Annotated in this window: 19 protein-coding genes; 5 read left to right on the top strand and 14 right to left on the bottom strand. The window is 74.5% G+C overall.

All coding sequences use genetic code 11. The features are described from left to right. The first annotated feature begins 45 nt into the window (after nucleotides 1–45). Nucleotides 46–552 (top strand): carboxymuconolactone decarboxylase family protein, encoded by a 507-nt coding sequence (locus IF73_RS0117940; RefSeq protein WP_031009046.1) that lies wholly within the window; start codon nucleotides 46–48, stop codon nucleotides 550–552. Between the two features lie 200 nt (nucleotides 553–752). Here IF73_RS0117940 and IF73_RS0117935 read toward each other — a convergent pair whose 3' ends face one another. The 4 genes from IF73_RS0117935 to IF73_RS0117920 all read right to left on the bottom strand — a co-directional run bounded on the left by IF73_RS0117935 (nucleotide 753) and on the right by IF73_RS0117920 (nucleotide 4,476). Further along, entirely contained in the window at nucleotides 753–1,742 is a 990-nt protein-coding gene (locus IF73_RS0117935) for a malate dehydrogenase (protein WP_031009044.1), read from the bottom strand. Between the two features lie 177 nt (nucleotides 1,743–1,919). Continuing rightward, nucleotides 1,920–2,909: a DUF2690 domain-containing protein gene (locus IF73_RS0117930; protein ID WP_031009042.1), complete on the bottom strand. Its 990-nt coding sequence runs from the start codon at nucleotides 2,907–2,909 to the stop codon at nucleotides 1,920–1,922. A 219-nt stretch (nucleotides 2,910–3,128) separates the two neighbouring features. Continuing rightward, nucleotides 3,129–3,614: a DUF3017 domain-containing protein gene (locus tag IF73_RS0117925; protein WP_078868117.1), complete on the bottom strand. Its 486-nt coding sequence runs from the start codon at nucleotides 3,612–3,614 to the stop codon at nucleotides 3,129–3,131. Nucleotide 3,615: 1 nt separating this feature from the next. Then, nucleotides 3,616–4,476 (bottom strand): bifunctional methylenetetrahydrofolate dehydrogenase/methenyltetrahydrofolate cyclohydrolase, encoded by an 861-nt coding sequence (locus tag IF73_RS0117920; RefSeq protein WP_031009038.1) that lies wholly within the window; start codon nucleotides 4,474–4,476, stop codon nucleotides 3,616–3,618. A 260-nt stretch (nucleotides 4,477–4,736) separates the two neighbouring features. On the opposite strand from IF73_RS0117920, the gene IF73_RS0117915 reads away from it, so the two are divergent. After that, nucleotides 4,737–5,342 carry a DUF3824 domain-containing protein gene (locus IF73_RS0117915; protein WP_031009035.1) on the top strand — a complete coding sequence of 202 codons (606 nt, stop codon included), beginning with the start codon at nucleotides 4,737–4,739 and terminating at the stop codon, nucleotides 5,340–5,342. Between the two features lie 61 nt (nucleotides 5,343–5,403). On the opposite strand, the gene IF73_RS0117910 is transcribed toward IF73_RS0117915, so the two are convergent. The 3 genes from IF73_RS0117910 to purN form a co-directional block, all read right to left on the bottom strand. Next, nucleotides 5,404–6,840: a DUF2079 domain-containing protein gene (locus tag IF73_RS0117910; protein WP_107049280.1), complete on the bottom strand. Its 1,437-nt coding sequence runs from the start codon at nucleotides 6,838–6,840 to the stop codon at nucleotides 5,404–5,406. A gap of 102 nt (nucleotides 6,841–6,942) precedes the next feature. After that, nucleotides 6,943–8,508 carry a bifunctional phosphoribosylaminoimidazolecarboxamide formyltransferase/IMP cyclohydrolase gene (gene purH, locus IF73_RS0117905; protein ID WP_031009031.1) on the bottom strand — a complete coding sequence of 522 codons (1,566 nt, stop codon included), beginning with the start codon at nucleotides 8,506–8,508 and terminating at the stop codon, nucleotides 6,943–6,945. Then, entirely contained in the window at nucleotides 8,483–9,112 is a 630-nt protein-coding gene (gene purN / locus IF73_RS0117900; RefSeq protein WP_031009029.1) for a phosphoribosylglycinamide formyltransferase, read from the bottom strand. Before purN ends, purH begins: the two co-directional genes overlap by 26 nt. 218 nt (nucleotides 9,113–9,330) lie before the next feature. On the opposite strand from purN, the gene IF73_RS0117895 reads away from it, so the two are divergent. Beyond that, nucleotides 9,331–10,065, top strand: a complete 735-nt coding sequence (locus tag IF73_RS0117895) for a hypothetical protein (RefSeq protein ID WP_031009027.1) — start codon at nucleotides 9,331–9,333, stop codon at nucleotides 10,063–10,065. Here the strand turns inward: IF73_RS0117895 and IF73_RS37730 are convergent. Further along, complete coding sequence (locus tag IF73_RS37730) at nucleotides 10,062–11,570, bottom strand: DUF6350 family protein (RefSeq protein ID WP_063833439.1); 1,509 nt, start codon at nucleotides 11,568–11,570, stop codon at nucleotides 10,062–10,064. The two genes, IF73_RS0117895 and IF73_RS37730, sit on opposite strands and share 4 nt — an antisense overlap. Before the next feature lie 119 nt (nucleotides 11,571–11,689). On the opposite strand from IF73_RS37730, the gene IF73_RS0117885 reads away from it, so the two are divergent. Beyond that, nucleotides 11,690–12,964 (top strand): helix-turn-helix domain-containing protein, encoded by a 1,275-nt coding sequence (locus IF73_RS0117885; protein WP_031009022.1) that lies wholly within the window; start codon nucleotides 11,690–11,692, stop codon nucleotides 12,962–12,964. A gap of 87 nt (nucleotides 12,965–13,051) precedes the next feature. On the opposite strand, the gene sucD is transcribed toward IF73_RS0117885, so the two are convergent. The 6 genes from sucD to IF73_RS0117855 all read right to left on the bottom strand — a co-directional run bounded on the left by sucD (nucleotide 13,052) and on the right by IF73_RS0117855 (nucleotide 20,766). Continuing rightward, nucleotides 13,052–13,936: a succinate--CoA ligase subunit alpha gene (gene sucD / locus IF73_RS0117880; protein ID WP_031009020.1), complete on the bottom strand. Its 885-nt coding sequence runs from the start codon at nucleotides 13,934–13,936 to the stop codon at nucleotides 13,052–13,054. A gap of 21 nt (nucleotides 13,937–13,957) precedes the next feature. Further along, on the bottom strand, nucleotides 13,958–15,136 hold the full coding sequence (gene sucC, locus IF73_RS0117875; protein WP_031009018.1) for an ADP-forming succinate--CoA ligase subunit beta: 1,179 nt from the start codon (nucleotides 15,134–15,136) through the stop codon (nucleotides 13,958–13,960). Nucleotides 15,137–15,552: 416 nt separating this feature from the next. Next, entirely contained in the window at nucleotides 15,553–16,770 is a 1,218-nt protein-coding gene (locus IF73_RS0117870) for a VWA domain-containing protein (protein WP_031009015.1), read from the bottom strand. Continuing rightward, on the bottom strand, nucleotides 16,767–19,079 hold the full coding sequence (locus IF73_RS0117865; RefSeq protein WP_051716936.1) for a DUF5682 family protein: 2,313 nt from the start codon (nucleotides 19,077–19,079) through the stop codon (nucleotides 16,767–16,769). Before IF73_RS0117865 ends, IF73_RS0117870 begins: the two co-directional genes overlap by 4 nt. Continuing rightward, on the bottom strand, nucleotides 19,076–20,233 hold the full coding sequence (locus IF73_RS0117860; RefSeq protein WP_031009010.1) for an ATP-binding protein: 1,158 nt from the start codon (nucleotides 20,231–20,233) through the stop codon (nucleotides 19,076–19,078). The genes IF73_RS0117865 and IF73_RS0117860 overlap by 4 nt, the downstream gene beginning before the upstream one ends. 119 nt (nucleotides 20,234–20,352) lie before the next feature. Beyond that, entirely contained in the window at nucleotides 20,353–20,766 is a 414-nt protein-coding gene (locus IF73_RS0117855; protein WP_031009007.1) for a hypothetical protein, read from the bottom strand. A 171-nt stretch (nucleotides 20,767–20,937) separates the two neighbouring features. On the opposite strand from IF73_RS0117855, the gene IF73_RS0117850 reads away from it, so the two are divergent. Continuing rightward, nucleotides 20,938–22,278, top strand: coding sequence for an SWIM zinc finger family protein (locus tag IF73_RS0117850; RefSeq protein WP_031009005.1), 1,341 nt, complete (start codon nucleotides 20,938–20,940; stop codon nucleotides 22,276–22,278). Nucleotides 22,279–22,442: the final 164 nt, after the last annotated feature.

Genomic DNA, 22,442 nt, shown 5'->3' with positions numbered 1-22,442 from the left:
GGAATGGACCATAGCGGCATGCCATCGGCTTCGTACGGTGGCGCCATGACCACCACCACAGCGCACTCCCCCGCCCCGTCCCTCGCCCACGAGCACACGCCGCGCATGCCGTTCTTCGAGCGGGCGCCCGAGTTCTACCGGGCGATGATCCGGCTGGAGCAGGAGGCCGCCAAGGGCGTGGACCCGGTGCTGTACCACCTGATCAAGATCCGGGCCTCGCAGATCAACCACTGCGCCTTCTGCCTCGACATGCACACCAAGGACGCGCTCGCCGAGGGCGAGACCGTCGAGCGGGTCGTCCAGCTCGCCGCCTGGCAGGAGTCCCGGCACTTCTACACGGAGCGGGAGCTGGCCGCGATCGCCCTCACCGAGGCGGTCACCGTGCTCACCGACGGCTTCGTGCCGGACGAGGTGTACGCGGCGGCGGCCGAGCACTTCGACGAGGCCGAGCTGGCCCGGGTGATCGGCGCGATCGTCGTCATCAACTCCTGGAACCGGATCGCCGTCACCACCCGCATGGTCCCGGGCCACTACACCCCGCGCTCGCACTGACCGAACGCGCGGAGCCCCCGGCCGTACCGAGGTACGACCGGGGGCTCCGCGCGTTCAGCGGCGGACGCGGACTCCGATGAGGCCGAGCTCGCGGACCGCGTCGCGCACCGGTTCCCGACGCTCCCCTCGCACCGCTCGGCCCCAGGGGGCCTCCCGGGCTTCGGAGAGCTGCGCCGGACTCCGTCCGGCGGGTGGGTGGCTCAGATGAGGCCGAGCTCGCGGACCGCGTCGCGCTCCTCCGACAGCTCCTGGACGGAGGCGTCGATGCGGGCGCGGGAGAACTCGTTGATGTCGAGGTTCTGGACGATCTCGTACTTGCCGTCCTTGCAGGTGACCGGGAAGGAGGAGATCAGGCCCTCCGGGACGCCGTAGGAGCCGTCGGACGGGACGCCCATGGAGGTCCAGTCGCCCTCGGCGGTGCCGTTGACCCACGTGTAGACGTGGTCGATGGCGGCGTTGGCGGCCGAGGCGGCGGAGGAGGCGCCACGGGCGTCGATGATCGCGGCGCCGCGCTTGGCGACGGTCGGGATGAAGGTGTCGGCCAGCCACGCCTGGTCGTCGACGACGTCCGCGGCGTTCTTGCCGGCGATCTCCGCGTGGAAGATGTCCGGGTACTGGGTGGCGGAGTGGTTGCCCCAGATGGTCAGGCGCTTGATGTCGGTGACCGAGGAGCCGGTCTTCTGGGCCAGCTGCGTCAGCGCGCGGTTGTGGTCCAGGCGGGTCATCGCGGTGAAGCGCTCGGCCGGGACGCCCTTGGCGTTGGCCTGGGCGATGAGGGCGTTGGTGTTGGCCGGGTTGCCGACGACCAGGACCTTGACGTCGTCCGCGGCGTGCGCGGCGATGGCCTCGCCCTGCGGCTTGAAGATGCCGCCGTTGGCGGCGAGCAGGTCGCCGCGCTCCATGCCCGGGCCGCGCGGGCGGGCGCCGACGAGCAGGCCGATGTTGGCGCCCTCGAAGCCCTTGTTCGGGTCGTCGAAGATGTCGATGCCCTTGAGCAGCGGGAACGCGCAGTCGTCGAGCTCCATGGCGGTGCCCTCGGCGGCCTTGACGCCCTGCGGGATCTCGAGGAGGCGCAGCTTGACCGGCACGTCCGCGCCGAGCAGGTGGCCGGAGGCGATGCGGAAGAGCAGCGCGTAGCCGATCTGGCCGGCCGCGCCGGTCACGGTGACATTCACGGGAGTGCGGGTCATGGCGATCTCCGTAAGACAAGACAGCTGGCGGTGGGGTTTCCCTGCCCCTGAGGCTGGATAACGCTCCATGATCGATCGATGTCTCGATGTGAAGAGATATCCGGCGGTCAGGCTATCGGACCCGGGCCCCTGCGCACCCCCACCCCCTTGTGGTGCGGCTCACCTCGTGGCGCCGTTTCACTCTCCCGTGCAGCCGTCCTCGCCGCCGTCGAGCATCGCGCACGCGCGGGCGGCGCCGCCGGAGGCGACCGGGATCATCGTGGTGTACGCGTCGGTGTCGCCGCCCGCCGGGACGTTCGCGGCCTGGACGGCGGTCCCGTACTGGACGCTGACCTCGTCCCCCGCCGCCGCCCCGCTGATCCGGGCCCAGGCGGCGGCGCAGACCTCGCTGTACCGGACCTCGACGAAGGCGGTGCCGATCCGGGTGCTCGCGACGGTGGTGGCGAGCGGTCCGCCGCAGCCCATCCGTTCCGGGTCCTGTCCGCCGCAGTCGGCGCCGGTGCAGCGGACCCCCTCGGGGAGGCTGGGGCCGGGCGCGGGCGCGGCGGTGGTGGCCGACGGGGCCGGGGCGGCGGTGGGCGGCGCGGCGGAGCCGCCCGGGCCGCCGAGGTCGGCGAGGAGGACGGCGGCGACGACGACGAGCGCGGCCCCGGCGATCCCGGCGGCGTAGAGCAGCGGGGTGGCCCGCCAGGGCTTGCGGGAGGCGGGAGCCGGTACGGGGGCGGGCGCGGGAGCCGGTACGGGGGCCGGTGGGGGCGTGGGAGCCGGCGGTACGACCTTCCGGATGCGCAGGGTCCGGTCGGCGGGCGGCGCGTCCTGCGGGCCCGCGCTCCGCTCCGGTACGCCCTCCGGGGAGGGCCTGTCCTCCGCCGCGTCCGCCACCGCCCGCTCGCGCAGGAGCTGTTTCCAGGCGCGGTCGGCGTGCTCCCACTCGGCGGTGAGGGGGCCGAGGTCGGCGCCGGTGATGTCGGAGAGCGCGACGACGGCGCTCCGCGGCACCGGCCGGCGGGCGTGGAGGAAGGCGTCCCAGTCGGCCCGGTCGTGTCCGGTGCGTTCGGCGACGGCGACGACGCCGAGGCCGCTGCGGTCGATGACCAGCCGCAGCCGTTCCACGAACGTCCGCACGTCCGGGTCCAGTTCACCGGACAGCGCCTTCCACGCCGGCATGCGCACCCCCTCGTCGATGTTCCTCGAAGGATGGCAGCTCCCGGGGGCGAGCGGGACCCCGAACGGAGGGTCCGGATGTACCGGAATGGTCACCTCCGTGCCACAGGGGGCGGCCCGAACTTGCCCTTCGTTGGCGCGTACATGACCCTTGATCACGACGGCGCCCGCCCTCCCACGGGGGAGAGGGCGGGCGTCGTCGTCGGTTCCGGGCGCGCGGGCTCAGGTCACCGTCAGATGGAGGATGTCCTCCAGGAACGGGATCTTCAGCCAGGGCTTCGGCTGCACCATGAGCGCGAGCAGCACGATCAGCGAGCCCATCACGCCGTACGTGATCATGTCGGTGAAGCGCGAGCGGACCGCGAGCATGCCCACCGAGGGCAGCACCCGCCGCAGCACCGCGCCGAGCAGCAGCGCGGCGCCGACCAGGATGGTCCCGACCCGGAAGGACTGCGGGAAGGGATCGGTCCCCACCACGAGCAGCCCCACCGCCGCCGTCCCGAGCACGAAGAGCAGCGGCCACTGGCGGGCGGGCGCCGGAGCGCCGCCGCCGGCCGCCCGGCCGCCGCCCTCGGGCCGGGCCGTGTCGGTGGTGACGGTCGGCGGCCGGCGCGAACCCCGCACCCGGCGGACCTTCGACACCCGGCCGCGCGGCAGCTCCCGCGGACCGTCAGGGCTCCCGGGGGTGGCCGGGCTCCCCGAGGTCATCTCAGCGCGCCGCGGCCGCGCGCTCCGCGGCCTCGACGACGTTCACGAGCAGCTGCGCGCGGGTCATCGGGCCCACGCCGCCGGGGTTCGGGGAGATCCAGCCGGCCACCTCGGCGACGTCCGGGTGGACGTCGCCCATGATCTTGCCCTCGGCGTTGCGCGAGACGCCGACGTCGAGGACGGCCGCGCCCGGCTTCACGTCCTCGGGCTTGATCAGGTGCGGCACACCGGCGGCGGCCACGATGATGTCGGCGTTCCGCAGGTGCGCCGAGAGGTCACGGGTGCCGGTGTGGCACTGGGTGACCGTGGCGTTCTCGGAACGGCGGGTCAGGATGAGCGGCATCGGGCGCCCGATGGTGACGCCGCGGCCGACGACGACGACCTCGGCGCCGTTGATCCGCACGCCGTGGGCGCGGAGCAGCGTGACGATGCCGTTCGGCGTGCAGGGCAGCGGGGCGGGCTCGTTGAGGACGAGCCGGCCGAGGTTGGTCGGGTGCAGGCCGTCGGCGTCCTTCGCCGGGTCCATCAGCTCCAGGATCCGGTTCTCGTCGATGCCCTTCGGCAGCGGCAGCTGGACGATGTAACCGGTGCAGGCCGGGTCCTCGTTGAGCTCCCGGACGACCGCCTCGATCTCCTCCTGCGTGGCGGTCGCGGGGAGTTCGCGCTGGATGGAGGCGATGCCGACCTGCGCGCAGTCGCGGTGCTTGCCCGCGACGTACTTCTGGCTGGCCGGGTCGTCGCCGACCAGGACGGTGCCGAGACCGGGCGTGACGCCCTGCTCCTTGAGGGCCGCCACACGGACGGTCAGGTCGGACTTGATCGCGGCCGCGGTGGCCTTGCCATCGAGAATCTGGGCGCTCATGGAGGACATCCTCCCGGATGACCCCCGCCTTCTCCCAATTCGGCCCCGCCCCGGCTCACGGGCGGCCGCTCCGGCCCGCCGCGAAGAGTTGCACGTGCACAACTCCGGTGTGTACCGACTGGACAACACCTCGGAGCTACGACGACGATGACCAGCACAGTGCCGCGGAAAGTGCCGGGGGGAATCCGCTCACACACCGTGAAAGTCCCTCCTCGCGGGCCGCGTCCGTCCCCGCACGAGATCTTCACGGAGGAACCCCCATGAGCTTCGGCGACCCGAACAACCCCTACGGCCCGCCGCAGGGCCAGCAGCCGGGTTACGGCTACCCGCAGGCGCCGCAGGGCGTGCCGCCGCAGGGCGCCTACGGCTACCCGGCCGCCCCGCCCGCCTCTCCGTACGGCCCGTACCCGGGCGCCCCGTACGGCGCTCCCGGCATGATGGCCATGCCCGGCACCATCAAGGCGGCCCGGGTGATGCTCTGGATCGTCGGCATCCTGCAGATCCTCGTCGGCCTCGGCATCGCCGTCGGGGGCAGCTTCCTCGTGAACGAGGTGGACGGCTCCGGCTCCTCCGCCGCCACGGCGGCGACCGGGCTGTTCATCGGGATGGGCGTGTTCGTCGCCGCGCTCGGCATCTGGGGCGTCGTCATCGCCGCCCGGTGCGCGAACGGCCGCGGCGGCATCCGCGTGTCCGGCATCGTCTACGGCTCGCTGCTCACGCTGAGCGGTCTGTCGAACCTGGGCATGGCCGAGTCCATGGGCACGAACCGGAGCGGGTCCCTGGTCGGCCTCGTGATCGGCATCCTGATCATCGTCTTCTTCTCGAAGGCGGACGCCGGCGCCTGGTTCAAGCGCCCGCGCTACTGAGCCGCACGGCACGCCGAAGGGCCCGGTTCCTCCCCGGAACCGGGCCCTTCGGCGTACCCGCCTACTTCCGCTTCAGCACCGCGAAGCCGTCCGAGCGGTGGACGATCTCGTACGCCGCCTCCGGGTGCAACTGCGAAGCCGTCACGGCCGGGTCCGAGGTCTGGCCCGACCAGCCGCGCAGGTCGAGCGCGAGGTAGTCGGGGGTGGCGCCCTTCGCGGTGCCCACCCAGTAGACCGTGTGGCCGGCGGTGAGGTGGGCGAGGAGCGGCACGTCGGCCTCGACGCTCGCCCCCTCCGGGACCGCGGCGACGGCCGCCCGCGCCTGCTCGGCGCGGGTGTCGGCGGCGTACGTCTCCGACTTCAGCAGCTCGCGCAGCGGCAGGTTCGCGGCGAGGGTGAGCGCGACGGCCGTGGCCGCGGCGACGGCGACCTTCCCGTACGCGGAGAGCCAGGGGCGCGGCGAGCTGCGGACCGCGCGGACGGCGTCGACCAGCGCCAGGAAGACGATCGGCATCAGGACGGCGCTGTAGTGCCAGTGCATGCCCCAGTGGTTGGCGTCCTGGGAGACGAAGCGCCAGCCGAGGGTGGGCAGGACCAGCAGCGCGAGCGGGGAGCGCAGCGCGAGGAAGCCGGTGATCGCGAAGAGGAAGAGGACCATCTCCCAGCGGTCGCCGGAGGTCAGCGCGGAGGAGACGATCTGGCCGAGCGAGGTCTCGGTGCCGGTGCCCGTCTTCTCGATCTTGGCCCAGTAGTCGTACTGGCCGAGCTTGCTGGCGGCCGGGATGAGGACCAGGACGGTGAGCGCGAAGAAGGCGACGCCGAAGCCGGCCAGGGCGGCGCCCAGCCTCTTCTGGCCCTTGAGGGCGAGGACGACGCCGACCATGGCGACGGTGAGCCCCATGTCCTCCTTGACGAGGACGAGCGGCGCCGACCAGGCGACGGCGGCGGTCCAGCGGCCGAGGAGCAGGGCGCGGCAGGTGAGGGCGAGCAGCGGGACGGCGAAGGCGATCTCGTGGAAGTCGGACTTCACCGCCTCCTGGAGGCCCCAGGAGAGCCCGTACGCGACCGTGAGGGCGATCCCGGTGGCCCGGCTGCCGAGGATCCGCTGGGCGGTGCGGCCGACGATCACGGCGGAGCCGGCGAAGAGCGCGGCCTGCGCGAAGAGCAGCGCGACCGGTGACGGCCAGATCCAGTAGAGCGGGGCGAGGAGCGCCGTCACCGGGCTGAAGTGGTCGCCGAGTATCGGGAAGCCGGGCCCCTTGATGTCGGAGACGGGCAGCCTGAACTCGGCGTAGGAGCGGACGGCCTGCCCGAAGATGCCGAGGTCCCAGGAGGGGGTGCGGAAGTGGTCGTACTGCACCCAGGAGTAGAGGAAGTACAGGCCGGTGAGGACGGCCGCGATCAGCACGTACGGGAGGTACGGGACGGGCGCGGCGGCGGGGTCCTCTGCGGGCCGTTCGCCGGCGGGGTCCGCCGACGGTCGTCTCAGTACGTCCAACACCACGTCTCCACTACTGCCGGCCGGGCCAGGGCCCGTCCATTAGACCAGAGACGGCTGTGGGGCCCTCCTGTTCCGGGAGGGCCCCACAGCCGTGTGGCGTCAGTGCGCGAAGTGGCGGGTGCCGGTGAGGTACATCGTCACGCCGGCCTTCTTCGCGGCCTCGACGACGAGCTCGTCGCGCATCGAGCCGCCGGGCTGGACGACCGCCTTCACGCCGGCCGCGGTGAGGATCTCCAGGCCGTCGGGGAAGGGGAAGAAGGCGTCGGAGGCCGCGTAGGAGCCGCGGGCGCGCTCCTCGCCGGCCCGCTCGACGGCGAGCTTGGCGGAGTCGACGCGGTTGACCTGGCCCATGCCGACGCCGACGGAGGCGCCGTCCTTGGCGAGCAGGATCGCGTTGGACTTGACCGCGCGGCACGCCTTCCAGGCGAAGGCGAGCTCGGCGAGCTCCTCGGCGGAGAGGGCCTCGCCGGTGGCGAGGGTCCAGTTCGCCGGGTCGTCGCCCTCGGCCTGGAGGCGGTCGGTGACCTGGAGCAGGACACCGCCGTCGACGGCCTTGACCTCGACCTCGTTGACGGGGCCGCGGTCGGCCCGGAGGACGCGGATGTTCTTCTTCTTGGCGAGGATCTCGACCGCGCCGTCCTCGTAGCCGGGGGCGACGACGACCTCGGTGAAGATCTCGGCGACCTGCTCGGCCATCGCGACGGAGACCGGGCGGTTGACGGCGATGACGCCGCCGAAGGCGGAGACCGGGTCGCAGGCGTGGGCCTTGCGGTGGGCCTCGGCGACGTCGGCGCCGATCGCGATGCCGCACGGGTTGGCGTGCTTGATGATCGCGACGCAGGGCTCGCTGTGGTCGTAGGCGGCGCGCAGGGCGGCGTCGGTGTCCGTGTAGTTGTTGAAGGACATCTCCTTGCCGTGCAGCTGCTCGGCCTCGGCGAGGCCGCCGGTGCCGTCGACGTAGAGCGCGGCGCCCTGGTGCGGGTTCTCGCCGTAGCGCAGCACGTTCTTGCGCGCGTAGGTGGCGCCCAGGAAGTCGGGGAAGCCACTGTCGTCGGCGGCGGCGTAGTCGTCGGCGAACCAGGAGGCCACGGCCACGTCGTACGCGGCGGTGTGCTGGAACGCCTCGGCGGCGAGCCGCTTGCGGGCGGTCAGGTCGAAGCCGCCGGCCTGGACGGCGGCGAGGACGTCGGCGTACCGCTCCGGGCTGGTGACGATGGCGACCGACGGGTGGTTCTTGGCGGCGGCGCGGACCATCGACGGGCCGCCGATGTCGATCTGCTCGACGCACTCGTCCGGGGTGGCGCCGGAGGCGACCGTCTCGCGGAACGGGTACAGGTTCACGACGACCAGGTCGAAGGGCTCCACGCCCAGCTCGGCGAGCTGCTCGCGGTGCGACTCCAGGCGCAGGTCGGCGAGGATGCCGGCGTGCACGCGCGGGTGCAGGGTCTTGACGCGGCCGTCCAGGCACTCGGGGAAGCCGGTCAGCTCCTCGACCTTGGTGACCGGGACGCCCGCGGCGGCGATCTTCCCGGCGGTGGAGCCGGTGGAGACGAGCTCGACACCGGCCTCGTGCAGACCGCGGGCCAGCTCCTCCAGGCCCGTCTTGTCGTAGACGCTGACCAGCGCGCGGCGGATGGGCTTAACGGTGTCCGTGTTCACCGACATGAACCTTTCGTCCCTCAATGCGGTAGCCGTGCCGGGCGAGGCGCCCCACGACGTCGACGAGCAGCGAGCGCTCGACTTCCTTGATGCGCTCGTGCAGAGCGGCTTCATCGTCCGACTCCCGCACCTCGACCGCGCCCTGGGCGATGATCGGGCCGGTGTCGACGCCGTCGTCGACGAAGTGGACGGTGCACCCGGTGACCTTCACGCCGTGGGCGAGCGCGTCACGCACCCCGTGGGCACCGGGAAAACTGGGGAGGAGAGCCGGGTGGGTGTTGACGACCCGGCCGCCGAAGCGGGCCAGGAACTCCTTGCCGAGGATCTTCATGAACCCGGCCGAGACGACCAGGTCCGGCTCGTACGCGGCGGTGGCCTCGGCCAGGGCGCGGTCCCACTCCTCGCGGCTCGCGTGGTCCTTCACCCGGCACACGAAGGTGGGGATCCCGGCGCGCTCGGCCCGCTCCAGACCGGCGATGGCGTCGCGGTCGGCGCCGACGGCGACGATCTCCGCGCCGTAGCCCTCGGGGTCGGCGGCGATGCCGTCGAGCAGGGCCTGGAGGTTGGTACCCGACCCGGAGACCAGAACGACAAGGCGGGCGGCAGCCACTGGGTCACTCTTTCCGTGGTTATTGTGCGGTCCTACGAACGAATCGTGCCCGTCGATACGGGGAACCCTACGAATGGCTCGACCGTCAGCAACGATACCGGCACACGGGACGGCCCCCACGGGACGGGGGCGGAGCAGGGGGGTAGCGTCAGGGTCCGACGCCGGTGTGCCACCCGGTGCGACGACGGTCACGACGACAGAGGGAAGACGTCCAGCAGATGCCGGATCGCCAGTCCACGAACGACAACAACCCGTTCGCCCCGCCGCCCGAGGGCAAGCCCGACGAGCCGTGGCAGCCGCGCCGGCCGGAGGGCTCGGACGGCCGGGACGGCCAGGACGGCGAGGGCGCCGAACCGTCGTCGTCGCCCGTGACGGGCTCGTCCGACGGGCGCTGGAGCCCGCGCCAGCCGGGCCGTTCGTCGGACGGTTTCGGGCGCGGTCCTGAGCGCCAGGGCGGCGGCCAGGGCGGCTCCGGCGGCCAGGGGCCGGAGCGGCCGGGCTTGCGCTGGGACCCGACGGACCCCGCCCAGCGGCGGGCGCGGTACGCGGTCCTCGGCGGCATGTGGGCCTTCTTCTTCGCGATCTTCGACATCCCGGAGCTGGCCCTGCTGCTCGGCGCCCTGTCGCTGTACTGGGCGATCAGCTCGCTGCGCGCCAAGCCGAAGCCGGCGGCCGAGGTGTCGCCGGAATCACAGGCGGCGTCCCAGCCCTCGGGACGGCCGTCCACGGCGCCGGGCGCCCCGAGCCCGGCCCGGTCGATGCGGACGGCGGCGATCAGCGGCCTGGTGGCCTCGGCCGTGGCCCTGGCGATCGTGTGCTTCGGCTTCACGATGCAGCTGGTCTACAAGGACTTCTACGAGTGCCGGGACGACGCCCTGACCCACGCGGGCGCGGTGGCCTGCAACGACCTGCTGCCCAAGCCGCTGCGGGACGGCTTCGGCGTGCGCGACTAGCCGGGCGCCCCCGGCTCGCCCCCGTCCGCCCCCTCCGCCCCGGTCGTCCCCGACGACCGGGGCGGAGTCGTGCCCGGGGCCGGCGGAAGAGGCGGCAGCCGGGTGGCATCCGGGGTCTCCCAGGAGGCGGGGAGGTAGTCGTACGGCTCGTAGCCGTCGTCGTCACCCACGTCGGCCCCGCCATCGGCACCGGTGAGGGAGAAGCCGGGGCCGGACGGGTCCGGGGAGGCGGGGGCGGCCGGGGCTCCTGCCGCAGCGAGGACCCGCTCCGGCGTCTTCGGCCGCCTCGGCGGCTTCGGGATCCGGGGCTTCCTGACCCGGGGCTCCCGGCGGCCCCAGGCCCGTACCGCCAGCGCCGTCGGCAGGCCGACGCCCACCCCCCACAGCACCGCCGCCGCGCCCGCCTGCCACCACACCGGGCCGAAGGCGAGCAGCCGGCCCGAACCGAGCGGGCCGCCGGCCGCGCCCGCGAGGACGGCGACCGCCGCCCCGGAGGCCCAGGCCGCGCCCAGCGCCGCGAGCGCCGTCTCACGGGCCCGGCCGACGCCGGTCGCCCGGCCCACCGAGCGGCCCAGCGCCGCCGCCGCGACCAGTGGCACGGCCGCCGCGGCCCACTGGGGCCAGCCGCCGCGCCCCTCCGGCGGCAGCGCCGCGAGGAGCGGGAAGGGCGGCACGGCGGGGTCGCCGACGAGGCCCAGCGGGGTCGCGAGCGCGCCCGTGCCGAGGGCCAGGCCGGGGCCGAGCCCGTACGCCGCCGCCCAGACCGCCGCGTTCGGCACCAGGGCGAGGACGAGCAGCGCCAGCGTCACCCGTCCGGACCACTCCCCCGCCAGCCCCTCGTAGGAGGCCCGGGCCGCGCCCGCGTGCCAGACCAGCGAGGTCCCGGCCAGCACCGCCCCGCCGGCCAGCAGCGTCACCAGTCCCGTGCCCGCGCCGCGCAGCGCGGCCGCTGCCTCCTCCCGGCCGGGCAGCGGCCGGCCCAGCGCGGACCAGACGCCGGCGCCCGCCGCGCCGAGCACCACACCGGGCAGCCACAGGCCGGCGGTGACCAGGTCGGCGGGGAGCGGGCCGCTCTCGCTGTAGACCACGATCACGGCCGCGACCAGCAGATACCCCCCGGAGACCGCGCCCAGCGCGCCCGCGGGCGAGGGCCGCGGGCGGCTCTCGTCGGCCGGATCGAGGGTGGACCGGGCGGTCCGGAAGACCAGCCACACCGGCAGCGCGGCCGTCAGCAGCGGCACGATCCCGAGCGTCGCGGGCACCCCGCTGAGGGTGTCCGTGCGGACCAGGTCCACGCCGTGGGCGAGCAGCCACAGCCCGGCGGCGAGGTGGAGGGCGCCGCCGGCGCCGCTGTCGGGGAACGGCGAGCCGATCCAGGCGACGATCACCAGGACCGCGAGCGCGCCGACGCCGAGCCCGGCGGCGACCCCGCCCCGGACACAGGCGGTGGCGAAGGCGGCGGAACGGCCGCCCTGGACCAGGGAGTGCTCGGTCAGCTGGGTCACGGGGCCATGCTGCCAACGACACGCGCTTTCGCGGCGTAACAGGCAAACCTCCGTTGTGTCGCTCAAGATACGTTTATGTTCTTTTCCGCCCAAAGGTGCACTGCGGGAGGTCGAAGCCGATGAGCCAGACGAGCCGGGGCGGCGACACCGCGCCCCCCTCCACCGCCACCGCGCTGCCGACACCGAAGGAGCGGCGCCGGCTGCGCGAGGCACTCGCCCTGAGCGAGGAGCAGGTCGCCGAGGCCATGGGCGTCACGAAGGCCACGGTCAAGGCATGGGAGACGGGCCGCTCCTCCCCCCGCGGCCGCAAGCGCGAGGCGTACGTCAAGCTGCTCACCGGCGCCCCGGCCGACCGGGGTCCGACCCCCGCCCCCACCGGAAACGTGCGGCCCAGGGCCGCCGCCAAACGCGCCGCCAAGCCGCCCACGGCCCCCTCCCCCACGCCCGCGATCGCCGCCGCCCCCGCCCGGCGCGCCCCGGTCCAGCCCGAGGAGCGCCTCAAACCGGAGCCGAAGCCGGAACCGGAGCCCGAGCCCGAGCCGCGGCCCGAGCAGGAGCGGGAGGAGGCCGCCGCTCCCGCTCCGGAGCCGTCCGGGCTCACCCCCGAGCAGGCGTTCGACGCGCTGTACGGGCACGTGGCCCCGGGCCTCGTCCACCAGGCGTACCTGCTGACCGGGCGCCGTCGCCTCTCCCGGGAGGCCGTCGAGCACGCCTTCCGCCACGCCTGGGAGCACTGGCCCGAGGTGGCCGTGGACCCCGACCCGGTCGGCTGGGTGCGGGCGGCGGCGTACGAGTACGCCCTCTCGCCCTGGCACCGGCTGCGCCGCACCCACAAGCACCCCGACGCCCCGCCCACCGAGGCCGGACGGCGGGCGCTGCTCGGCGCACTGCTGGACCTGCCGGCGCCGTACCGCCGGACCGTGCTGCTCTACGACGGGCTCGGGCTCGACCTGCCCGAGACGGCCGCGGAGACGGAGGCGAGCACCCCGGCCGCCGCCAACCGGCTGCTGTACGCGCACGCGGCGATCGGCCGGGCGGTGCCCGAGCTGGCCGATCCCGAAACGCTCCAGCGGCGGTTGGGCGCGCTGGTCGCGGAGGCGCCGACGGCGACGCTCCCCGGGGCGCGCGCGGTCCGCGGCGGCAGCGAGCGGCGGGCCCGGCGGATGACCCGGACGGTGGCCGGGGTGACGGCGGCCCTCATCGGCGTCACGGCCCTGACGGCGGCGACGGCGCCGACCCGCTACATCCCGGACATCGCGCCCGGGCAGGTCGTGAACGGCGTCCCGGTGCGCGGCGGGCCGCAGAAGCTCGGCGAGGAGGACCTGGAGCTGCGCGACCGGCTGCGGTCCGAGCCGAACCCGGGCCCGGAGCGGCTGGTCCCGACCGCGGGGTGAGCCTCCGGCGTACGCGAGTGGGCCCCGCCCCCGCCCGGTCTCCCGGGAGGGGCGGGGCCCACTCGCCTACGGTCTCGCCGTGGGACTTCAGCCCGCGAGGATGGCGCGCGCCAGCTTGGCGGTCTCGGTGGGGGTCTTGCCGACCTTCACACCGGCGGCCTCCAGGGCCTCCTTCTTCGCCTGGGCGGTGCCGGAGGAGCCGGAGACGATGGCGCCGGCGTGGCCCATGGTCTTGCCCTCGGGCGCGGTGAAGCCCGCGACGTAGCCGACGACCGGCTTGGTGACGTTGGCCTTGATGAAGTCGGCCGCGCGCTCCTCGGCGTCGCCGCCGATCTCGCCGATCATGACGATCAGGTCGGTGTCGGGGTCCGCCTCGAACGCCGCGAGGGCGTCGATGTGCGTGGTGCCGATGACCGGGTCGCCACCGATGCCGACGGCGGAGGAGAAGCCGAGGTCACGGAGCTCGTACATCATCTGGTACGTCAGCGTGCCGGACTTCGAGACCAGGCCGATGCGGCCCGGCTTCGTGATGTCGCCCGGGATGATGCCGGCGTTGGACTGGCCCGGGGTGATGAGACCGGGGCAGTTCGGGCCGATGAGGCGGGTCTTGTTGCCCTTCTCCACGGCGTACGCGTAGAACGCGGCGGAGTCGTGGACGGCGATGCCCTCGGTGATGACGACGGCGAGGGGGATCTCGGCGTCGATCGCCTCGACGACGGCGGCCTTGGCGAAGGCCGGCGGCACGAAGAGGACCGAGACGTTGGCGCCGGTCTTCTCCATGGCCTCGGCGACGGAGCCGAAGACCGGGACCTCGGTGCCGTCGAAGTCGACGACGGTGCCGGCCTTGCGCGGGTTCACGCCGCCGACGATGTTGGTGCCGTCACCCAGCATGAGCTTGGTGTGCTTCATGCCCGTGGCACCGGTCATGCCCTGGACGATGACCTTGCTGTCCTTGTTGAGGAAGATAGCCATGGCTGTTCTGTCCCTCTTCCCTTACTTCGCAGCCGCGAGCTCGGCGGCCTTGTCGGCCGCGCCGTCCATGGTGTCCACGCGCTGAACCAGCGGGTGGTTGGCGTCCGACAGGATCTTGCGACCCAGCTCCGCGTTGTTGCCGTCGAGGCGCACGACCAGCGGCTTGCTGACCTCCTCGCCCTTCGAGGCGAGCAGCTCCAGGGCCTGGACGATGCCGTTGGCGACCTCGTCGCAGGCGGTGATGCCGCCGAAGACGTTGACGAACACGGACTTGACGTCCTTGTCGCCGAGGATGATCTCCAGGCCGTTCGCCATGACCTCGGCGGAGGCGCCGCCGCCGATGTCGAGGAAGTTGGCCGGCTTCACGCCGCCGTGGTTCTCACCGGCGTACGCGACGACGTCCAGGGTCGACATGACCAGGCCGGCGCCGTTGCCGATGATGCCGACGGAGCCGTCGAGCTTGACGTAGTTGAGGCCCTTGGCCTTGGCGGCGGCCTCCAGCGGGTCGGCCGCGGCCTTGTCCTCCAGGGCCTCGTGCTCCGGCTGGCGGAAGTCGGCGTTGGCGTCCAGGGAGACCTTGCCGTCGAGGGCGATGACGTCGCCGGAGGCGACCTTCGCGAGCGGGTTGACCTCGACGAGGAGGGCGTCCTCGGCGACGAAGGTCTTCCACAGGGTGACCAGGACGTCGGCGACCTTGTCGGCGACCTCGGCCGGGAACTGGGCCGCGGCGACGATCTCGCGGGCCTTCTCGATGTCGACGCCCTTGTTGGCGTCGACCGGCACCTTGGCGACCTTCTCGGGGGTCTCCTCGGCGACCTGCTCGATGTCCATGCCGCCGGCGACGGAGGCGATGGCGAGGAAGGTGCGGTTGGTGCGGTCGAGGAGGTACGAGACGTAGTACTCCTCGACGATCTCCGGAGCGGTCTCCGCGATCATCACCTTGTGGACCGTGTGGCCCTTGATGTCCATGCCCAGGATGTCCGTCGCGCGGGCGACGGCCTCGTCCGGGGTGGCGGCGAGCTTGACGCCGCCGGCCTTGCCGCGGCCGCCGACCTTCACCTGGGCCTTGACGACCGACTTGCCGCCAAGACGCTCGGTGGCCTCGCGCGCCGCCTCAGGCGTGTCGATGACTTCACCGGCCAGCACCGGTACACCGTGCTTGGCGAAGAGGTCCCTCGCCTGGTACTCGAACAGGTCCACGCGCGTCCCTTTTCTAGATGATCGCGGTTCGTTGTCTGCGTGGGCGTGCCGCGGAGGGCAACGTGACTGCGCTGTCACTAGGGAGGCGTACACGGTGTCCGTGGACGCGGCATGTCCGTCTCGCAGGTTATCCCCGTGGGACGTGGGTCCCTAAATCGCAGATCACAACCGAGCGGTGATACGGGTCACAGAACGTAGGGGCGAGTGGGCTGTCCGTGGACGTCCGGCTGGCCCCCTCCGGGCCTGACGGGGCAGGCGGGGGAAGGGGGTTGCGCCCCTCACGCCACGCCGTCGCCGCAGGTGAGGGGCGGCCCGCACCGGATGTGATATGGGCCTCAGTCGGCCCGCGGCCACCCGTCCGGGTGGCCGGGTGACGACGGAATCCGTACGGCCGGCGTCCGGGCGGCCGGACGGCGTCAGGCGGTGTCGGGTATCGGCAGCGGCCGCTTCTCCAGGGCGGCGGCCATCACCTCGGGGAAGAGGTCCGGGGTGCAGGCGAAGGCCGGGGCGCCGAGGGCGGCGAGCGCGGCGGCGTGGTCGCGGTCGTAGGCGGGGGCGCCCTCGTCGGAGAGGGCGAGCAGGGCGACGAACTGCACGCCGGACGCCTTCATCGCGGCGACCCGCTTCAGCATCTCGTCGCGGATGCCGCCCTCGTACAGGTCGCTGATGAGGACGACGACGGTGTCGGCGGGTCGGGTGATCCGGGACTGGCAGTAGGCGAGGGCCCGGTTGATGTCGGTGCCGCCGCCGAGCCGGGTGCCGAACAGGACGTCGACGGGGTCGTCGAGCGCGTCCGTGAGGTCGACGACCGCGGTGTCGAAGACGACGAGCCGGGTGGCGACGGCCTGCAGCGAGGCGAGGACGGCGCCGAAGACGGAGGCGTAGACGACGGAGGCGGCCATGGAGCCGGACTGGTCGATGCAGAGCACCACCTCCTTGCGGACCGCCCGGGAGGCGCGGCCGTGGCCGATCAGCCGCTCGGGGACGATCGTGCGGTGCTCGGGGAGGTAGTGCCTGAGGTTGGCCCGCAGGGTGCGGTCCCAGTCGATGTCCCGGTGGCGGGGGCGGCTGATCCGGGCGGTCCGGTCGAGCGCGCCGGTGACGGTCGCGCGGGTACGGGTCGCGAGCCGGGCCTCCAGGTCGGCGACGACCTTGCGGACGACGGCCCGCGCGGTCTCGCGGGTGGTCTCGGGCAGCGCCTTGTTCAGCGACAGCAGGGTGCCGACGAGGTGGACGTCGGGCTCGACGGCCTCCAGCATCTCCGGCTCCAGGAGGAGCGCGGCGAGCCCGAGCCGGTCGATGGCGTCGCGCTGCATGACCTGCACGACGGAGCTGGGGAAGTAGCTGCGGATGTCGCCGAGCCAGCGGGCGACGGAGGGCGCGGAGCCGCCGAGCCCGCCCCGGCGCTCACCGCCGCCGTCCCGGCCGTCGCGGCTGTCCCTGCTGTCGTAGAGGGCGGCGAGGGCGGCGTCCATGGCGGCGTCGGTGCCGGACAGGGCGCGGCCGGTGCCCTCGGCCGCGGCGCCGCCGAGGACGAGCCGCCAGCGGCGGAGCCGCTCGTCGGCGGAGGCCGCGGCGGGTGCTTCGGCGGATGCTGCGGCGGGTGCTTCGCCGGGTGCTGCGGCGTGGCTCATGCGGGTGCCTCCGTGTCGAGGACGAGGTGGAGGAGGGGCAGGACCCCGTCGGCGCGCTCCTCGTCGAGCGCGGCGGCGAAGCCGGGGACGAGGGCGGCCGGGCCGGGGGCGGCGGCCTGGGGTCCGCGGGCGACGAGCTCGCCGAGGGTGCGGCGCACGCCGGGCTCGTACGCCCCGAAGGTGCGCCGCAGCAGCGGCAGGACGTCGGTGAACGCCTCGGCGGGCACGCCGGCCAGCCAGCCGTCGAGGAGGGCGAGGAGCCGCTCGTCGTGGACGAGGAGCAGTCCGCCGCCGGACCCGCCGACGAAGCCGTCGATCCAGGCGGCGGCGTCGGCGGGCGGGGTGCCGGGCGAGAGGGCGAGCCCCATGAGCCGGGCGGTCTCGTCGTCCTGGAGCCGTCCCTCGTCGAGCAGGGTCCGTGCCGCCCGGCCCCGGACGACCCCGGGCACCCGCTCGGCCTCGGCGAGCCGCCGCAGCGCCGAGGCCCAGCGGAGGGCGAGCGTCCCGGGTTCGGCGGCGCCGGCCGGTTCCGGGAGGAGGCCGATCGCGGTGTGGACGGCGTCCAGGCGGTCCCGCATCTGCGCGGCGGCCTCGGCGTCGAGGTGGACGCAGGCGGGCGGGAGGCCCACGCAGATCCGCTCGGCGAGTCCGGCGGCGACTCCGGCGAGGGCGGCGGTGTCGGTGCCGCGCACGTCCCCGTACCGCAGGGAGCGGGCGAGGGCGGGGAGCGCGTCGGCGAGGTGGGCCACGTCGGTGTCGAGCGCGGCCCGGTCGGCGAGGGCGCCCAGGACGGCGGGGAGCGCGTCGGTGAGCCCGGCGAGCAGACACCGCTCGGCGAGGGCGGTGATCTCGCCGAGGGTGTCCGCGGCGAGCGCGCGGGACTCGGCCCGGGCGGTGGCGGCGGCCTCCACGGTGGTGCCCCAGACGCCGGCCTCGGCGACCCGGACGTGCAGCTCGGGCTGCCAGCGCAGCCGCCAGGACTCCCGGAAGGTGCCGGTGGTGCCGGTGCGCCCGGCGGTGGGCTCGCCCCAGTCGACGCCGAGGAGCCGGAGCCGGTGCAGGAGGCGGCTGCGGGCGGCGTCGGTCGCGCCCCGCAGGTCGAGGTCGAGCGTGCGCTCCTCGGCCTCGGGCTTGAGGCGGAGGGAGCGCTGGAGCCGGTCGAGGTCGCGCTGGAGCGGGACGGCGGGGGCGGCGGCCGGGACCTCGCCGAGGGCGTCGCCGACGACGAGCCGGTCCCGGACGAGGGCGAGCGGCACGTCGGAGCCCTCGCAGAGGACGGCCCGGACGGCGTCGGTGGTCTCGTCGAGCCCGGGGCGGGGCCGGCCGCGGAGGGCGGCGAGGGTCTGGGCGAGCCGGACGGCCTCGATGACATGGGCGGAGGAGACGGGGTGGTCGGCCTCGCGGAGCAGTCCGGCGACCTTGGTCATCCAGCGCTCGACGGGCCGGTCGGGGGCGGCGAAGAGGTGGTCGTACCAGCCGGGCGACTCGATGCCCGCGCCGTATCCGGAGCGGCGGGCGAGCCGGCGGTGGGTCCACGGCACCCAGGTCAGCTCGGCCTTCACCTTGGGCAGGCCCTTGAGGAGGGCGCGGTCGGCGGTGACGGTGGTCCGCTTGGCGAGCGCGGGCACGTGCCAGGCGCCGCAGACGACGGCGACGGCGTCCCCGAACTCCTTGCGGGCGGCGCGCAGCCGCAGCCGCATGTGGGCCTCGCGGACGAGGTCGCGCGGGTGTCCGCCGTGGCCGTAGCGCTCGCGGAGGGCGGTCATCGCGTCGGCGAGGGCGGCGAACGGGGCGAGGGGGTCGGTGTCGCCGCGGAGTTCGACGACGTCCTCCCACCACTGCTCGGGGTCCTCGTGCCCGGCGGCGCGGGCGAGTTCGGCGAGCGGGTCGATCCGGCCGGCGCCGTCGGCCTCCTCGTCGTCGCCCCAGGTGGGGTCGGACGTGGCGAGGGTGTGGGCGGCGGGCAGGTCGGCGAAGCGGACCGGGACGCCCCGGCCGAGGGCCCAGCGGACGGCGGTCCACTCGGGCGAGAAGGCGGCGAAGGGCCAGAAGGCGGCCCGGCCGGGGTCGTCGGCGGCGTGCGCGAGGAGGGCGACCGGCGGCCGCATCTCCGGGTCGGCGGCGAGGGCGACGAGCCCGTCGGCCTCGGCGGGTCCCTCGATCAGCACCGCGTCGGGCCGGGCCGCGTCCAGGGCGGCGACCACTCCGCGCGCGGAGCCGGGTCCGTGGTGCCGCACCCCGAGCAGCAGGGGCCAGGCCACCCGCTCCCGGGCGTCCGCCGCGGCGGGTGCCGTGGCGAGGGCCGTCATGCGCTCACCTCGCGGCAGGCGCGGTAGAAGTCCTTCCAGCCGTCGCGCTCTCTGACCACCGTCTCCAGGTACTCCTGCCAGACGACGCGGTCGGCGGCCGGGTCGCGGACGACGGCGCCGAGGAGTCCGGCGGCGACGTCCGAGGGGCGCAGCACGCCGTCGCCGAAGTGGGCGGCGAGCGCGAGGCCGCCGGTGACGACGGAGATGGCCTCGGCGGTGGAGAGCGTCCCGGACGGGGACTTGAGCCGGGTGCGGCCGTCGGCGGTGACGCCGTCGCGGAGTTCGCGGAAGACGGTGACGACCCGGCGGATCTCCTCGACGCCCTCGGGCAGGGCGGGCAGTTCCAGGGAGCGGCCGAGCTGTTCGACCCGGCGGGCGACGATGTCGACCTCGTCCTCGGGGCTGGCCGGCAGCGGCAGCACCACGGTGTTGAAGCGGCGGCGGAGCGCGCTGGAGAGGTCGTTGACGCCGCGGTCGCGGTCGTTGGCGGTGGCGATCAGGTTGAAGCCGGGGACGGCCTGGACCTCCTCGCCGAGTTCGGGGACGGGCAGGGTCTTCTCGGACAGGATCGTGATGAGCGTGTCCTGCACGTCGGCGGGGATGCGGGTCAGTTCCTCGACGCGGGCGGTCGTCCCCTGGTCCATGGCGCGCATCACGGGGCTGGGGACGAGGGCGGCGCGGCTGGGGCCCTCGGCGAGCAGCCGCGCGTAGTTCCACCCGTACCGGATGGCCTCCTCGGGGGTGCCGGCGGTGCCCTGGACGAGGAGGGTGGAGTCGCCGCTGACGGCGGCCGCCAGGTGCTCGGAGACCCAGGTCTTGGCGGTGCCGGGGACGCCGAGGAGCAGCAGGGCCCGGTCGGTGGCGAGCGTGGTGACGGCGACCTCGACGATGCGGCGGGGGCCGACGTACTTGGGTGTGATCACGGTGCCGTCGGGCAGCGTGCCGCCGAGGAGGTAGGTGGCGACGGCCCGGGGCGAGAGGCGCCAGCGGGCGGGCCTGGGGTGGTCGTCGGCGGCGGCGAGCGCCGCGAGTTCGTGGGCGAAGGCGTCCTCGGCGTGGGGCCGGAGGGCCTCGGCGGCGGGGCGCCGCCGGCCCGGGCCGGTGTCCGTCACGGCACCGGCGCCGGGCTGCGGGATGGTTTCGGGCACGGTCATGGATCCCCCTCCAGATCGTTCGACCTGCTGTGCGATCCACGGTGCACCACGCCACTGACAATCGACTGCCGTCGCAGGTCAGGGGTGGTTTCGGGGCCCGAAGGGCGGGGCGGGGAGGGTCAGTTGAAGACCGGGGAGACGGCGACGCAGCCGCCGGCCATGGCCTGCTCGCCCTTGGCCTCCTTGATGACCTTGCCCTGGTAGACGACCTTGCAGACGAGGTCGGCGGGCTTGGTGGTGACCGGCATGACGGCGGGCGGCATGATGCCGTGCAGCTTCACCGTCTTGCTCCACGGCGTGGTGGGCTTCTTCTCGGTCTCGACCTGGGGCTGCATCGCGGTGCCGTCGCCGGCGTGGTACTCGATGGACGTGACGTCGGTGCCGGTGACCTCGTAGGTCACCTCGTAGCTTTCGGTGACGGCCTTGTCGACCTCTTCGGCGGCCTTGTCGGCCGCCTCGGAACAGGCTCCGAGTCCGAACGCGAGGCCGAGGGCGGCGAGGGCCGAGACGGCGGTGCGGACGGTGCGGTTCATGGTGGTACTCCCCCTGCACGGGTCAGTGCGGTCGTAAGGTCGCGCGCTGGTTCGCGCGAGCTCGCACAGCACCGTAAAGGACCGGTAAAGCCACCGTGTCGCCGGGGCGGCTCTCCGGAGCGAATCCGCAGGTCAACTGCGTTGTCAGTGGCGGACAATACCGTCAGGTACATGAATGCCATGGGGGTGCGCTGGACGGCCGAGCAGGTGCTGGCACTGGCTCCTGACGACGCCTCGCGCAGAGCGGGGAGCGGGCTCGGCGCGGCCGGGCCGTGGAGCGGCGCGGGCTGCGGCGAGGGGGTGGTCTGGGGGCAGTGCGAGGGCAGTGGCCGCACGCCGTACCGGACGGTCGTGGAGACCGCCGGGCCGGCGTACTCGTGCACCTGCCCGAGCCGCAAGGCCCCGTGCAAGCACGTGCTGGGACTGCTGCTGCTGTGGGCGGCGGACGGCGCGGCCGTGCCGGACGGGGCCGAGCCGCCGGACTGGGCCGCGCGCTGGCTCGCGGGGCGGCGCGCCGGGGCCGCGGGAGCCGCCCGGAAGGCGGCCGGGGGGCCGCCGGCCGATCCGGAGGCCGCCCGCCGGCGGGCGGAGCGGCGGGCGGCCCGGGTGACGGCGGGCGCGGAGGAGCTGGAGCGGCGCCTCACGGACCTGGTGCGCGGCGGGCTCGCCGCGGCCGGTCAGCAGGGGTACGGCCTGTGGGAGGAGACCGCGGCCCGCATGGTCGACGCGCAGGCGCCGGGGCTCGCGGGCCGGGTCCGCGAGCTGGGCGCGATACCGGGCTCGGGCCCGGGCTGGCCGGTGCGGCTCCTGGAGGAGTGCGCGCTCACCCATCTCCTGGACCGGGCGTGGCTGGCCGCCGACCGGCTGCCCGCTCCGCTGGCGGCGACGGTACGGACCCGGGTCGGGCTGCCCGCCGCGCCGGGCGGCACGGCGGTGCGGGACCGGTGGCTGGTCCTCGCCCAGTACGACACCGGGGACGGCCGGCTGACGACCCGTCGCCTCTGGCTGTACGGGGCGGAGAGCGGCCGTACGGCGCTGCTGCTCTCCTTCGGCGCGGCGGGCCGCGCGCCCGCGCTGGCGCTGCCGGTCGGCGCGGTGGTGGACGGCGAGCTGACCCCGCACGCGGGCTCGGGGCAGCTCAGGGCGGAGCCCGGCGAGCCGCTGCTCCCGGTCGCCGGGCCCGCGGTGCCGCCGCCGGGCGGCCCGGTGGGGGCGGCGCTGGACGCGTACGGGCGGGCGCTGCGGGAGGACCCGTGGCTGGACTCCTGGCCGGTGACGCTGGCCGGGGTGGTGCCCGCGCGGGCCGAGTACGGCTGGCAGCTCGCCGACGCCGACGGCCGCGAGGCACTGCCCCTGACCGGCGGCGACCGCACCCGCCCCGGCCTCTGGCGCCTCCTCGCCCTGTCCGGCGGCGCCCCCGTGACGGTCTTCGGCGAATGCGGCCACAGAGGCTTCACACCCCTGGCCGCCTGGTCGCCGGACGCACCGTCGGAAACGGTGCCGCTGCTGTGACCCCCGCCCGCCCGAACCCGCGCAGACGAGCACCCGGCCCTGACCGAGGAGGAGAGACGTGACGACGACAGGGACCCCACCCGAGGCCGCCTGGGACGACCTGATGACCTCCGCCCTGCTGGGAACCGATCGCCGCCCGCCCCCCGGCACCCGCGGCCCCACCG

Origin of the sequence: Streptomyces sp. NRRL F-5727, from assembly GCF_000719555.1 — a bacterium.
Lineage (GTDB): Bacteria > Actinomycetota > Actinomycetes > Streptomycetales > Streptomycetaceae > Streptomyces.
Note: the sequence above shows the minus strand (reverse complement) of the source record. Positions and strands in the feature narration are given on the sequence as shown.